12 protein-coding genes are annotated in these 14,843 nt (G+C 53.7%); 8 read left to right on the top strand and 4 right to left on the bottom strand.

Annotated elements, in window-relative coordinates; all coding sequences use genetic code 11:
- Positions 1 to 50: 50 nt before the first annotated feature.
- Genes QME66_07925 through QME66_07910 form a run of 4 tightly spaced genes read right to left on the bottom strand, consistent with a single transcriptional unit; the run spans position 51 to position 4,780 of the window.
- Positions 51 to 1,682, bottom strand: a complete 1,632-nt coding sequence (locus QME66_07925; protein MDI6808892.1) for a DUF885 domain-containing protein — start codon at positions 1,680 to 1,682, stop codon at positions 51 to 53.
- Between the two features lie 3 nt (positions 1,683 to 1,685).
- A complete protein-coding gene (locus QME66_07920) occupies positions 1,686 to 2,897 on the bottom strand; it encodes a thiamine-phosphate kinase (GenBank protein MDI6808891.1) in 1,212 nt (403 codons plus the stop codon).
- A 31-nt stretch (positions 2,898 to 2,928) separates the two neighbouring features.
- A complete protein-coding gene (locus QME66_07915; protein MDI6808890.1) occupies positions 2,929 to 3,183 on the bottom strand; it encodes a hypothetical protein in 255 nt (84 codons plus the stop codon).
- The gene (locus QME66_07910) at positions 3,143 to 4,780 is read right to left on the bottom strand and encodes a phosphoenolpyruvate carboxykinase (protein ID MDI6808889.1); all 1,638 of its coding nucleotides are present in this window, start codon (positions 4,778 to 4,780) and stop codon (positions 3,143 to 3,145) included. The genes QME66_07915 and QME66_07910 overlap by 41 nt, the downstream gene beginning before the upstream one ends.
- 249 nt (positions 4,781 to 5,029) lie before the next feature.
- Here QME66_07910 and QME66_07905 point away from each other — a divergent pair, with 249 nt between their 5' ends.
- The 8 genes from QME66_07905 (at position 5,030) to QME66_07870 (ending at position 14,839) form a co-directional block, all read left to right on the top strand.
- Positions 5,030 to 5,440, top strand: coding sequence for a PGPGW domain-containing protein (locus tag QME66_07905; GenBank protein ID MDI6808888.1), 411 nt, complete (start codon positions 5,030 to 5,032; stop codon positions 5,438 to 5,440).
- Between the two features lie 581 nt (positions 5,441 to 6,021).
- Positions 6,022 to 6,201 (top strand): hypothetical protein, encoded by a 180-nt coding sequence (locus tag QME66_07900; GenBank protein MDI6808887.1) that lies wholly within the window; start codon positions 6,022 to 6,024, stop codon positions 6,199 to 6,201.
- 216 nt (positions 6,202 to 6,417) lie between these two features.
- Positions 6,418 to 7,113 (top strand): AbiV family abortive infection protein, encoded by a 696-nt coding sequence (locus tag QME66_07895; protein MDI6808886.1) that lies wholly within the window; start codon positions 6,418 to 6,420, stop codon positions 7,111 to 7,113.
- A gap of 121 nt (positions 7,114 to 7,234) precedes the next feature.
- A complete protein-coding gene (locus QME66_07890) occupies positions 7,235 to 8,812 on the top strand; it encodes an N-6 DNA methylase (GenBank protein ID MDI6808885.1) in 1,578 nt (525 codons plus the stop codon).
- A 2-nt stretch (positions 8,813 to 8,814) separates the two neighbouring features.
- Positions 8,815 to 9,957, top strand: coding sequence for a PDDEXK nuclease domain-containing protein (locus QME66_07885; protein MDI6808884.1), 1,143 nt, complete (start codon positions 8,815 to 8,817; stop codon positions 9,955 to 9,957).
- An 82-nt stretch (positions 9,958 to 10,039) separates the two neighbouring features.
- A complete protein-coding gene (locus QME66_07880; protein MDI6808883.1) occupies positions 10,040 to 11,257 on the top strand; it encodes a restriction endonuclease subunit S in 1,218 nt (405 codons plus the stop codon).
- Complete coding sequence (locus QME66_07875; GenBank protein MDI6808882.1) at positions 11,254 to 12,642, top strand: SIR2 family protein; 1,389 nt, start codon at positions 11,254 to 11,256, stop codon at positions 12,640 to 12,642. Before QME66_07880 ends, QME66_07875 begins: the two co-directional genes overlap by 4 nt.
- Positions 12,632 to 14,839, top strand: a complete 2,208-nt coding sequence (locus QME66_07870) for a DUF87 domain-containing protein (protein MDI6808881.1) — start codon at positions 12,632 to 12,634, stop codon at positions 14,837 to 14,839. Before QME66_07875 ends, QME66_07870 begins: the two co-directional genes overlap by 11 nt.
- Positions 14,840 to 14,843: the final 4 nt, after the last annotated feature.

Raw genomic sequence — 14,843 nt, 5'->3', positions numbered from 1 at the left:
AACTTGTGGCACTCGATACCATGTTCATGTAAGTTTATGCATAAAGCAGGCTAGGTATTCTGAAAGAGCTCGTTCCTTATGAGCCTAGGCGGAATAGTCCCTGCACCAAGAATGGCTTGGTGAAATTTCTTGAGCGAGAATCCGCCTTTCATCTTCTGCATGTAATCTTCTCTCATCGACATTATCTCGATTTTTCCGAGCATGTAGCTTGAGGGTTGGGTCGGCGATGTTGTGTACCTCTTGACCTCGGAGACGGCATTTGGTTTCTCTATCCACACTCCGTTGACAAGAAGATCGACCGCCTCATCGATGCTCATCTTCCCGGTATGGATCCCGACATCGATCATGATCCTTGCGGCGCGCCACAGGCTATCCTTCAACTGGTAGAGTCTGACTCTTGGATCTTTGTAGAATCCCTGCTCATACATCATCTCCTCACAATAGAGTGCCCAGCCTTCTGCAAGTACGTTTGAATCTCCGAGCTTTCTCATCTTGGACTTCACCCTGTTTGCGCTGACAAGCTGCAGATGATGTCCCGGGTATGCCTCATGCAAGGAGCAGGTAATGATGCTGGACATGTTGTGACCTTTGAGCCGCTCCAACTGTTCCTCTTTCGGCATTGATGGTGTTACCGGGGTCACGTAGAAGAACCCTTGTTGTTTCTCCTCGAACGGTCCGGGGGGAAGATAGGCGGCATAGGGAATGGTGCTTCTTTCAAAAACCGGGGTGTCAATACACACGAGTGTTTCGCCTTCGGGAATGGCTACAAGGTCTTTTTCCACAACGAAATGCTTTGCACGAAGCATTTCTCTCTCATAGGATTCCTTGACCTTGGCCGCCTCAGGATGATCTTTTTTGATCTCAGTCATTGTATCGTCGACAGATTTTCTGGGATCGATCTCTCTGGCGGTGTCGAGCATCTGTTTCTTCGTTTCCTCAAAGACCTTTTTCCCCAATTTTTCGAGCGATGAGCAGTCGTGTGAAACCATGAAATCGCGCGCGAGTTTGAAATTGAACATTTTCTCCCCGAGGGCGAAGTTGCCGCGGGCTTCGGGGAGTATTTTCTCGAGATGTGCCCTGTAGTTTTTCAGCGCCGCAGAGGCTTCATCAAGAGTAGAGCTCCAACCGGCTTTGTCCTTGGGAAGAGCGGTTTCAAGAAATCGCGAGACCTCAATCAGAAAATCCTCTCCTCCCTTTGTCACATCCCGGGCAATCTCCGCATACACTTTTGGAGGATTCTTCACATTCTCTTTGCCCTGCCCGAGCACTCTGGGCATTTCCTTAAGTCTCGAAATAACCGATTTCGCCCTATCCGGAGCGGGCGCGAAGTCTCTGGACATCAGGAGAAAGATCCCGTACATGCACAGTTCGGAATACATAGAAGGATTTTTCTGCAGTGCCCTGATCTCTTCGAGGTCTGCAATCCAGGTATCTAGCTTTGAGCTCAGGTACTCATGCTCAATCCTTTGTTCGATGGCGGGTCCATCCGCTGGAATCTTTGCCAGCCTCTGTTTCAGCGCTTTCAACCCTTTGATTTCCTCTTTCAGAGAGGCCTCATCGTAGTCTCCGAGTCTCCCGTCCTCGGTATGGACTCCAAGTGCGGTTGCTGCGACCGGATTCTTGCTGAACAGAAAGGATGCGTAATCATCAACCAGCTTCTGAAGCTCGGGGTTGCCTGCCATCAATTACCTCCTGTAGGAAGAAGAAAAATGCTCGTACCCGGACGGCCGAAGCGGCCTCACAGAATCTTCCTCTCTCAATGTGACCTTTGGCTTCCCTTTCTTGACCACACCAATTCGAGTTACCTTCGTTCCGGTGCGGCTGGTGATTGCTTCACTTATCTCAAGGGCCTTTCGTATTGGTGCCGTGAAGAGAAGTTCATATTCTTCGCCGCCGAAAAGCGCATGCGCAAGAGGGTCCCTCCCGAAATGGGCGCCAACCTTGACCGAAGCTGCGCCAATTGGCACCAATGCACTGTCTATTTCTATCTGAACAGAAGACGAACAAGCCAGGTGGTCCAGCTCTGTCGCAAGGCCATCACTGATGTCTATCATGGAAGTCGCACCATTCCCACACGCTATCCGTCCCTCTTCAAACCGCGGCTCGGGAAAAAGATGTTTGCGGAGCGCCTTCTCGATTGCACGCGCGCCGATCGTCTCTCCCAAACGTCGCAATTCGGGAACCAGTCCGGACAGCCGAGCCATTCTTCGTGGCCCAAGGCGACGGGACCCCGCATCATGATCTCTGACAGGCTCCAGCCCGATCCCTCCCGAGACCTCGGCTTTCTTGATCAGGGCAAGCCCGGTAGCAGAATCACCAAGCTCGCCGGTAACAAGGACCACATCGCCAGGTCTTCCTCCGCCTCTTGTGACGAATTTTCCTCCGTGCGTCGCACCAATAAAAGTAGCAGAGATGAAAAGGGCATCAGATTCTACCGTGTCGCCCCCAACAATACTTCCTCCGAATTTTCTTGAGACATCCCGCATTGTTCGCGCAAGCAAGACCGCCTCTTGAAACAAGAATGAGCCTGGCAATCCTAGCGAGACAACGCCATAAAGCGGTCTCCCCCCCATCGCCGCGATATCGCTTAAACAAGAAGCAATCGCCCTGTGGGCCACGGAGCGCAAAAGAGTCGATCTGGTGTGTGCCGCAGCAGCACCAGAGTTTTGTCCTGCCAATCTCAAACTGAAATGAACTCCTTCGACCATCGAATCAGTGGTAATAATGGTCTTCCTGCCATCAACCGAAACCACCGACGCATCATCTCCGATGCCAAGGATTACTCCTTTCGGCGAAGGTCGAAACAGTCTTTCGAAGACTCTTATGAGCGAAAGTTCGCCGGCTTCTTCGAGCCGCAAGTCAGATTTCTCTTTTTTTATGCGAGAACAACGTTTCATTGCGGCACCTTGTGGCGGAGAGGCGAGTGCCCTATTTCCGGGAGCCCGTGAACACACCGACAATGTCGGGAGACACTCTATCTTTTCCCGCGAACAGCCCCCTGTTCTTGAGGGCGAGTCTAGCGGAGCAGCCCTGGGGCATGTTTTCAATGACTATCTTCACCCTAATACCAGGGCAATAGAGCCCTATCACCATGAGAATTATGATAAGAATCGATACAGTCTTGAGAAGAGAAGCACCCGGGCTAGACTGGCCTGCCCACCGATTCTTTAACGTCCTTCTCAAGTCCCGGGAATCTCTCAAGCCACTCTATTCTCTCACCCAACAGGTTCTTAATCTGTTTGTCGATCTCGCCCTTCGGGTAGAACTTGGTGAGGTCGAATCTGCTCATGTCGGCACCTTCTACCTTGACAGGCACTGTGGATTTCCAATATTGGTCTTCGCCCCACTCAATTGAATCCCTGACGATGCCCCTTATGATCGAAGCCATCTCGTTTATTTGAACACGGTCAACTTTCTGCTTCACCGTCTTTTTCCCGTCAGGAAGTCTCTCGATTACCTCGCCGACGCCGCCGGTGTTGAGCAGGTAGCATGCGATCTTTCCGGGATGGCGTTTGACAAACTCATAGAACCGGTTTCCTTCCTGTGCCTCACTCCCGACTATGAAAGGATTTGTTCCGACCTCTCTCACAGACTCGCCTGCCTTCTTTGGATCGCTGCCGGTACTCTCGATCGACTCACCAAGCATGAATGCTGCGGCAGCTTCTTCCGGCGACAGCCTCGAAGCTATCGGAACGATGGTATTTCTCCGTGTTATGAAGGCAATAATGAGTCTTTCGAGTTCGGCAGCCGGGGGAAGGTTTGGAACTTCACTCAGGTAGGGACGAAGGTCATCTCTCTGAATGATGCATCTTCCATTTCCGGTCAGCGTTTCGTCATCAAAGTAGATGTTTCCGGCATAATCAACCATCACATTCTCAAGAATTGCGTCCTTTGCAGTGGCGGCCTTGTAAAGAAGAGGCTGGGTGTCCAGCGCAAGTCCTTCGGTCTTGACATAGAAGCCTTTCTCGGTACCCCAGGCAGAGCCATCCGGCCTCCAGATGACAAAGTCATCCTGCACGATCTCAACACCCTCTCCCATCTCGGTAAGGCCATGATTATGACAGGAGTGAGTCGTCTTCCCGGTAGCAGTGAGTCCGAAGATAAGCATTCCGAATTTTTTTACGCGGCCGTCTCTTCCTTTTGCATTGATGATTTTGGCGCCGGCGTGGAGTCCGAGCATTCCCTGTTTCTTTGCATGCCACATCGCCATACGGAGAAAGCCTTTCTTCGCCTCGCCGTAGTAGTCGGAACCCAGGACAAAGGTTACTCCCTCCTCCGGAAAGGCGAGAATCTGCCTGTCCTTCTCCTGCCATTCTGGAATATAGACCATGAATAATTCTGGGGCGCTTCCCCCTGACGGCTGGGGATCAAAAAGAGTCTGTCCGACCATGTACGGAAGCCTGGCAGAATCTCTTCTGTGGACCGACACATAGAGTGTACATTTCGGGGTGAAGCCCGGGTTCATGCCCATGGTTCTTTCGACGCAGACAAGGGGAGCTTTCTTCAAGTACTCTCCAAGAAGCGAAAGCGTGCGAGGAACTCCGTTCAGAATCTCCTGCTGTTTCGGGCTTAGTTTCTCTTGCCTCAACTCCTGAGGGCCTAGATAAACGGTGAGACCGGCACTCCTGTTTTTCACGACGGACACAAAGTTGTAGTTATCGAACTTGGTTTTGAATCCGTATTTCTCTGCCTCTTTTCGCGTCTCGGAAGGACTTAGGTGGCTAACATTCGGCTGATTGTAGAGTCCCTTCATCATCCCGAGAACATTTCCGTACTCCATGTTCAACCTCCTCCCTATTGTCGTGAAACCGGACCTTGACCACTGAGGTTCAAACCGTCCGGATACACTACCACAAATCAGTCAACTCGTCCAGAGGCTGCCTCTGTTGAAAGACGTCCTGGCTTGCCGTCAGGAAACGAGACTCCTGTTGACAGTTCCTGCATGGTGGGAGAAGCTCCGGGCAGGGAATCAAATGAAGATGATTGAAAACAGTGACAGGCACCTATTTCTGGGCATCAGATGCAGATAATGAACTGGGTTCAGGGTTACGGAACGGCAATCTGGTGGGCAACCGGAGTTTCGGTCGTAACTTTCATCGTGGGCATAGTTGCTGTCCCGATGCTAATGATCCGAGTCCCTGCAGATTACTTCGCACATCCCAGACGGAGCAGAATGCTGTGGGCCGGAAAGCCCCCGGCGATTCGGGCAGTGCTTCTGGCTGGGAAGAACCTTCTTGGATGGATCCTCGTAGCGGCCGGCATTCTAATGCTGGTCCTGCCCGGCCAGGGAATCCTGACTATACTGATTGGATTGATGCTGCTGGATTTCCCGGGTAAGTTCCGGGTGGAGAGATGGATCGTTGCGCACCGCCCGATTTTCAAGCTAATCAATTGGATTCGGCGGCGCGCCGGCCGTCCCCCACTTGTGCTTGAAAAATAGTGACAGTCACCTTTTTCCCCATTCTCCCGAAAGATAGCCTCCCCGAGAACATTTCCGCACTCCATTTTCAACCCGAAGACTGGCTTGCGTCGTAGGACATCTGGACTGTCCGACAAAAAATAAATTTTCGTTGACAAGTACTGCTTCACGGGAGAAGACTTAAACACAGATTCTCATGCTGCTCTTACCTATGAAACAACATATATTCATGAGTGTGGGAAACATTAAGGCTATGAGACGCTCCCAAGTTCGCGGGCGGCTGGATTGTGCACCACGAAGTCTTGTAGTTTCAAGGTTGGAAGGGATTGCTTTTCAATGAAATAGATACTCCCGTTTGGTGGTCCTGATGGGCTGACGGCGGGTCCGGAAACTTCGTTGCTTTTATCGAGTTACATTGCGATCGCCCGGGATTTCTAACTTCTTGAGAAAGAAGGCGATACACCTTGAAGCCCGGCGACACTGTCAGCGTATGCCGCGGGGTTTCGCTCGTACGTCAAGTTACCTTGTTCCGCATACTACAAGTTACACCGAATGGCAACGTCAGGGAGACCTTGACGCAAAAGGCAAGGAGGAATTGCAGGATGATCCGAAACATGGGAATGCTCTTGCTGTTTCTAGGTGGTGCTTCAGGCGTAGTGCTGTTCGTCCGCGCTGTTGTAGCTCATGACAAGATCTCGGAAGGCCCCGGGATTGGGACCCTTTGGGGACTGTTTATCCTTTGCACCACCGCCGGAATCATTATCGTCGCGTCGACTGGCTAGTCCGTGATTAGCATCCTATTCTGGCCCAACACGAGCCGCAACAGTGGCCGCGGGTAAGTCGCAGGCTATTGGTAATCACTTGGGAGCCTCGGTCCAACCTCGCGCCGCACCAGACGGGCGGGTTGAGTAGTTCGTGGCGAAACGTCTTGCCACTGCCACTTCCGCCCACAGGTGACCGCGGCGTTGGGCGTCTGCAGACATCGAAAGGGTTGACACGTGAAAAGGATCGAAGAATCGGTAAGGGCCATTCTCCAGAATGCGCGGCGATTGCTGGATGACGCAGAGTTCCTCAAGCTCAATGAGCCACCAGCCACTGGGTACTATCTCTCGCTGATCGCCCAAGAAGAGTGTGCAAAGGCATTTCTGCTTGCCTTGGTCCAGCGTCAGGTAATCCCTTGGAATCAACACATTCTCCGTGCCAGCCGGGATCACACGTGCAAGCAGTTGCTGTGCGTCATAATGGAGTTCCTGAACCCCGAACTTGAGGAATTCATTGAGCGGTGCAATGCGCGAGGCCTCCGCCACGAGCTGCCTAGACTACCCCCGAGGGTCGCGGACGCCATGAACATTTTACGCCACGAGAAGATCGGCCGCTGGATATCGCGCAACTGGGTGTGGGCCGAAGACCCGGAATACGACAAGGAGGCGCGCGACATCGCGGAGGGGGAGCGCGACAGACAGAAGCAGGACGCTCTATACGTTCGTCTCGCCCCGGACGGCGGTCTGGCAGCGGTACGAGCCACCATGACGAACGCGGATGTCACAGCAGAGATGGAGCGCGCTGCTCGCATGGCTGGCCTCGTAGATCGTCTTCTGGAAGGCGACCCACATCCCGGGCTGGACTATGCCAAGGTCGAAGAAGCCTTTCGCCTGCTGTTTACTGAACCGCCGGCAGTGCGGGGGGACATTTGACGAACACTTGCAGCCGACGGCCGGCACGTGGCGTGGTTGACATGTTGCTGTGGCAGGCGGGCCGCTGTTGAAGCGCAAGGCGTTATCCGCCAAACGAGCATGACATGAAGGGAGAGTAATAATGCCCAGCGGTAACGACAAATCTCTCGAATCCTGGATATGGGACGCGGCCTGTTCCATCCGTGGGGCGAAGGATGCGCCGAAATACAAGGACTACATCCTCCCGCTTATCTTCACCAAGCGCCTCTGCGATGTCTTCGATGACGAAGTGAATCGCATAGCCAAGGAAGTCGGTTCGCGGGCCAAGGCATTCAAACTGGTCAAGGCAGACTGGAAGGAGGCCAGGAAGAGCGGGCAGACACCGATGGTGCGCTTTTACCTGCCACTAGAACCGGCCAACTTGGATGAACCCGTGTGGACGGTAATTCGCAAATTGTCCGACAAGATCGGCGAGCAACTCACCACGCACCTGCGCGCCATCGCCGATGAAAATCCACTACTAAAGGGGATCATCGACCGCGTGGACTTCAATGCCACCACGCATGGTGTCCGCGACCTCGCCGACGACCGCCTGAGTAACCTCATCGAGCGTATCAGTGAGAAACGGCTTGGGCTTGCCGACGTAGAAGCGGACATCATCGGCCGTTCCTACGAATACCTCATCCGCAAGTTTGCGGAGGGGAGTGTCTCCAGCGCGGGCGAGTTCTATACGCCCAAGGAAGTCGGGCTTGTCATGGCCCAGATCATAGATCCTGAGCCGGGCATGACTATCCACGATCCCTGCTGCGGCTCCGCTGGCTTGCTTATCAAGTGCCAGCTCATGTTGGAGGAGAAGATGACCAAGGCGAAGCGGAAAGCCTATGCCCCGCTCAAGCTCTACGGACAGGAATACATACCTGAAAACTGGGCCATGGCTAACATGAACATGATCATCCACGACATGCAGGGACTGATTGAGATCGGCGACAGCTTCAAGAACCCCAAGTTCCGTAAGGGAAATCGCCTCCAGACCTTCGATCGCGTGATCGCCAATCCCATGTGGAACCAGGACTGGTTCACCGAGAAGGATTACGACACCGACGAACTCGATCGCTTCCCCAAGGGCGCGGGCTTCCCCGGACGCAAGGCCGATTGGGGTTGGGTGCAGGTAATGCTCGCCAGTCTCAACGACACTGGCCGCGCCGCAATCGTGCTCGATACCGGGGCCGCCTCGCGCGGCTCAGGTAGCGCCAATACAAACAAGGAAAAGGATGTGCGCCGCTGGTTCGTGGAGCAGGACCTCATCGAGGGCGTCATCTACTTGCCCGAAAATCTGTTCTACAACACTACGGCTCCGGGCATCATCCTGTTCCTTAACAAAGCAAAGGCGAAGGAGCGAAAAGGAAGACTCTTCCTACTCAACGCCGCCAAGGATTTCGCCAAGGGCGACCCGAAGAACTACATCCCGGATGACGCTATCCTGCGCATCGCCGACACGTTCAAGGCGTGGCGTGAGGAGGAGAAATTCAGCCGCATAGTCACCCGCGAAGAGATTGCCAAGAATGATTTCAATATCTCGCCCAGTCGCTACATCCACACTGGCGCAGGCGAGGAATACCGACCGATTGGAGAGATTATCGAGGAACTGAACGCTATCGAAGAAGAGGCGAAGGTGACGGATCAAGCGTTGAGGGGGATTCTAAAGAGGATGGGGGTGTGAAGATGGGAACTCACGCGAAGACGCGAAATGGCGAAGAAGAGGTGGCGTTGATCAGCAGAAAGGATGCCCTGCGCCAAGAGTTTTACCGGGGTGTGGCCGAAATCCTGCACAATGCCCGTCGCAGTGCCTACCGTGCCATCAACTTTGCCATGGTCGAGGCATACTGGAAGGTCGGCCGGATGATCGTAGAGGAGGAACAACAGGGCCGGGAAAAGGCCGAGTACGGAAGGGGATTGTTGAAAGAACTTTCAACTCGGCTAACCCAGGATTTCGGAAAGGGATTCGGTGAATCGAATCTGCGCTACATTCGTCAATTCTACCTGACCTTCCCAATTTGTGACGCACTGCGTCACAAATCTTCAACTCATTCCGCACCAATTGGTTCTGAGATTCTCCACGCACTGCGTGGAGAATTGAGATGGACCCATTACCGCCTCCTAATGCGGGTGGAGGAGCCCAAGGCCCGGACATGGTACATGAACGAAGCCGCCGACCAGAACTGGTCCACGCGTGCCTTGGAACGGCAGATCAACTCCCTCTATTACGAGCGTCTGCTGGCCAGTCGCGACAAGAGGCCCGTGCAGGAGGAAGCTCGTGAAAAGACCAGTGCACTCGCGCAAGCGCCAAAGGATTTCGTAAGGGATCCCTACGTTCTTGAGTTTCTCGGAATTCCAGATACGCACCAGTTCCGTGAGTCCGAGCTGGAGCAAGCCATCATTGGCAAACTGCAAGCATTCATGTTGGAACTGGGCAAGGGCTTCGCATTCGTTTGCCGGCAATATCGAATCTCAACTGAGACCACCGACTTCTTCGTGGATCTGGTCTTTTACAACTTCCTGCTTAAGTGCTTCGTTCTGATTGACCTTAAGACGGGTGGGTTGACCCATCAGGACATCGGCCAAATGGACATGTACGTGCGATTGTTCGAGGACAAGGTCAAAGGCGCGGAAGACAATCCTACCGTTGGCATCATTCTGTGCACAGCAAAGGACGAAACTGTGGTCAGGTATTCCGTACTCAAGGAAAGCAAGCAGCTCTTTGCATCCAAGTACAAGCTCTATCTGCCAAGCGAAAAAGAACTGATAGATGAGATCGAGCGGGAGAGGGCGCTGATTGTCAGAGAACGGGCGGAACGATATGGCTAGGCTGAAACAGAAGACGACTCAAGCGGAACCGCGGAAGCGCGGAGCAACGAAGAGCGGGGATTTCTGCCCGGCAGAGGGCGGGTTGGAAGACCAACACTCCGTTCGTGGCCTTCCCGAGAATTGGCAGGTGAAGCCGCTGAGCGCGTTCAATGCAAGACGGCCCGTCACGATTAACCCGGCGAGTAGCGCGGAGGAGACTTTCGAGTATTACAGCATTCCAGCCTATCAAGACGACCAGCGGCCAACGTTGGCGAAGGGCAACAAGATCGGAAGCTCCAAGCTATTGCTCGATTCGGGCACGGTTCTCTTTGGGAAGCTAAACCCACGGGTCGAGAAAGTGTGGCGTGTCGGCAACTATTCCCCGCATCGCAAAATTGGTTCCACGGAGTGGTTGCCCCTCGTTCCGAGCAACGACGTAGATGAGCAGTTCCTTTACTTCCTACTGTGGTCTGAGCATGTGATGGCCAAGGCCAAGACTCTCGTCTCTGGTTCCACGCCGAGCCGCCAGCGAGTCGATCCACGATCCTTCTATCGGATAGAGGCTCCTCTTCCACCCCTCCGCGAGCAACAAAAGATAGCGGGCGTGTTGGGACTAGTGCGGCGGGCGATTGAGCAGCAGGAGCGACTGATCGCCCTGACCACGGAATTGAAAAAGGCACTCCTTCACCAACTCTTCACCCAGGGCCTGCACGGCGAACCGCAGAAACAAACCGAAATCGGCCCCGTACCGCAGAGTTGGGAGGTGCGGGCAATCGGGGATTTGTTCAGGTTCAGCAGTGGAAAATCCCGTCCGAAAGACACCGAGGCAACAGCGTCGTCTTCGAAGCCATTTCCAGTATTTGGAGGTAACGGTATTCTTGGCTACTCCGGCAGTTACCTGTATGAACGGCCGCTGCTTCTTCTCGGAAGGGTTGGTGAGTATTGCGGGTGCGCCCACCACACGGAAGGCCGGGCGTGGGTGAGTGATAATGCCCTTTACGCGAAAGAGATCTTGGGCGATATCGACACTCTCTATGCCGTGGAATACTTAGCCTACGCCAACCTGAATCAATATAGCAATAGGGCGGGTCAACCCCTTATAACGCAAGGTATTATCTCGGAGGTAAAGATGCCGTTGCCGCCTCTCGATCAGCAGCGGGAGATTCTGGAGCCACTGCAACTTCTCAACCGGAAGCTGACGAATTACCGTGCAAAGAGTGAAGCGCTTACCGCCCTCTTCCGCACGCTACTGCACCAGCTTATGACGGCGCAGATTCGGGTCCACGACCTCGAACTGTCAGAATTGGAGATAGCACAATGAATGACAACTACTTCCTAAAGATTGGTGGCACCGAAGTTTTTAGCGAACAACTCTTTGCGGACCTTTCGTCTGGTGATGCCGAGACAAGACAGAAGGCTGAGACGTTCCTTAATGAGCGACTGAAAGAAACTCGAGTCCGAGTTGGCACTCTGCTCAAGATCGACAATATCTCATTCTTGATTGGCGCCGGTGCTTCAATGAAGGCTGGCGGTATCGGCCTTGCTTCGATCCCGGTCGAACTGGAGAACGACCTCCACAAGAAGGCTGTGGAAAGCGGCAACGACGACCGGGAATGGTTATCGCTGTTCTATGCGACGTCTTCCGCGCTGGCCGGTCAGACATTCAATCTTGGGGACCGCAGGACCGCATTGACTGGAGACCTTGGCCAAGTTCCCAAGATACCCCTCAATCTTGAGGACTATCTTGGCCACCTGTACATGTGGCGGGCAGGAATGTCTGAATTCGCGACAGGCATCGCGGTCAGCCTCGCTGCGGGGGGCACATTGGCGCTGTCTAGAGCTGGTATCGACCGCCTCATTTTGGAGATCAAACGCGGTCTCACGTCGTTGGTCGATCTCCCGACCAGGGGCAAGGAGGCTGCGCTCAAAGATCACCGTCGCCTGATCAGGAAGATTCTCACCCGCCCGCCTAACCTGCGGCGCGCCAACCTCTTCACACTCAACTATGACACCCTGATCGAGAGAGCCGCTGATGCTGAAGGTGCCGTGTTGGTCGATGGCTTTGTTGGGACTCTTCGGCGGATATTTCGTCCCGAATCCTACGATCTGGACTTCTACTTTCCGGCTCAGACTACCGAAGGACGAGTTCATCGTTTTGATCGTGCACTCCATCTTTACAAGCTGCACGGGTCCATCACATGGCACCGTTGCGTTGCAGACTGGGAAAATCCTTACGGAGTGTTCGCGACGTTCTGTAACCAAGAGACCCCCGAGGATGATGTTCTGATCTACCCGTCGCCACTTAAGTATGGCCAGGCGCTCGGTCTCCCCTATTCGGAGCTATTTCGTCGCTTAGGATCTGTGATTGCACAACCGCAGTCGGTCCTCTTCACAGTTGGCTATGGCTTTGGCGATGAGCATGTGAATGCCCTCATCCGCCAAGCACTCGCCATCCCAAGTTTCACCCTAGTTGTGATCGACCCGGCACCCACAAGCGATTTCGTAGGCCGCCTGAAAGAGCTTGGTGATGAACGAGTATGGTTGGTAAGTGGCTGGCAACTTGGTACCTTGGAAGACTTTGTTGAGAAGTTGCTGCCTGACCTGCGAGAGGAGGAGATCACGTTCAAAGTGATGAAGACCTACAACGCCTTGACACCTTCGCGGCAAAACTCTGAACCAGCGCCGGAGGATGCCGATGACAGCTGAACACGAGATCGGACGCGTCGTCGCTGTCGATACGGCGCAGGTCACAGCCGAGTTGAATCGTGATCTAAAAGCCCTGACGCGCTCAACCTATGAAGGCACGTTCGAAGTAGGTCGCATCAATTCCTACATCATCATTCCCGTCGGATCGCGACGAATTGTCGGGATGGTGACGCGTGTCGTGATGACCGAGGAAAGTGAACTCCAGGCCGACAAGACCATGATTTCTCTGCCGTCCACACGCCGACTAATGAAGGCAACGATGATCGGCTCGATTGACGGGGATCAGTTTCGGCAGGGCATCAGCCTGTTTCCGGTGCTCGACTCAAAAGTCTTTCTTACAACAAAAGAGGACTTGGATGCCATCTTCGGCAGGCAGCGCGCGGGGGGAGAGATCGATCCAGAAGATCCTGGATACTGCGTCTCGATCGGGAAATCAGTGGTCTTCCCGGATTACCCCATTTACATTGACCCAGACGCCTTCTTCGGCAAGCACGCCGCCATCATTGGCAGCACCGGCTCCGGAAAATCTTGCTCGATTGCGACGATCCTGCAATCCATCATTTCACGCGAAGAGATTAAGCAGACGCGAATCGTGATCCTTGATACCAATGGGGAATATCGCGCCGCGTTCCAAAGGCGGCAAGAAGACGGAAGTTATGTCAGCGCTATTCCCAATCGACGGTCTTTGCATATCCCCACCGATCCATCCGAAAGCGAGCGACTGACCATTCCATACTGGTTCATGGATTCAGACGACTTTGTTCGGCTTTTCCGCGCTGCACCCGGAGTTCAGAGACCAGTTCTCTTGAACGCGTTGTCCTCTTCGCGAGCGGCCTCCAGCAGACAGACCGCATGGTTGCAGCTCCGGGAAGCGCTTTTGTGTGAACTCAACAGAATTCTTGCTCTTGCGAGTAGCGGTGATAGGGCTGACGCGAAGCAACTTCGTCAGATTTGCGACGGTGCTGTAGAATTTCTAGGACAAGAGAGCACTAAGACTGCCGCGGGGGAATTGGTCGGCCACTACCCCGAGGTGAGCTGTGACGTCCTGGAGAAGCTCTTCTCAGATGTAGGCGCAACAGCTCGAGAGGGAATTAGGAGTGAAGGCGAAAAGTTTGAGTCCTACGCTCCAATTGATCTCGACAAACGTGGACGTATCGAGCATTCCGTCAGGAAAATACTGGGCAAACTAGCACACCTCCCAAGAAGTGAAGATGTGTTAGAGATATCGTCTGCCGATTCGCCTTCATACTTCAGCAAGAACTCATTTCGGTATGAGCACTTGGAGGCCGCAATATCGAGGAACGAGTCGACCTCCACTCGAGCCCGCGATAACTGCTCCACCATGTTGATGCGGATTTATCGACTCTTAGAAGACTCCCGCTTCGAGTTTCTCTTTGGACCGCGCACAGAGGAATGGCCTACAGTTCGACACAGTTTGGCGACATTCCTTCGAGATGTTCTGGGGCTGGAGTCGGGCACGGGAATAGAACTGACAGATATCGAATCCATACCGAAGGGCGTCATGCCCTATTACGAACGTCAGCGGGAAGGTGCCGAAAGAGCGAATGTTGTAATCGTCGATCTTAGCTTGCTGGCATCGGAGGTTCTAGAAAATGTCACAGCACTAATCGGTCGGCTGATTCATGAATTTCTGCAGCGATTGAGTGATCCAGCCAGTACCGTTGGGCGCGGGGAGTTTCCAGTAGTTATAGTCCTAGAGGAGGCCCAGAACTATGTCCCCGAAACTAGGAAGATTGACGAGGATTCAATTTCCAAGCAAGTTTTCGAAAGAATAGCTCGGGAAGGACGCAAATTCGGTCTCGGTCTTGTGATTGCGTCCCAACGGCCCAGTGAGATGTCAAAAACAGTGCTATCGCAGTGCAACAGCTTCATTGTTCATCGACTTCAGAACCCTGAAGATCTGCGTTACTTCCGTGATATCGTTCCGGGGATCTACGGCCAGCTCCTGGATCAATTACCCGCGCTAGCCCCTCGGACCGCGCTCGTACTAGGTGAGTGCGTCCAAGCGCCGGTTTTGGTGGAAATGAGGGAAGTCGATCCAACACCGAGAAGCAAGAACCCGCAGTTCTACAAGAGTTGGACGTGCGAGGTAGTCGTGCCCGAAGTCGAGGCCGTCTGTGCAAAGTGGGAGGGTGTTGCTAGCCACGAAGATGTGGAGGAAGTAGACCCGGATTGACCAG

It is taken from the genome of Candidatus Eisenbacteria bacterium (assembly GCA_030017955.1).
Taxonomy (GTDB): Bacteria; Eisenbacteria; RBG-16-71-46; order JASEGR01; family JASEGR01; genus JASEGR01.
This window is presented reverse-complemented; position numbering and strand designations above follow the sequence as displayed.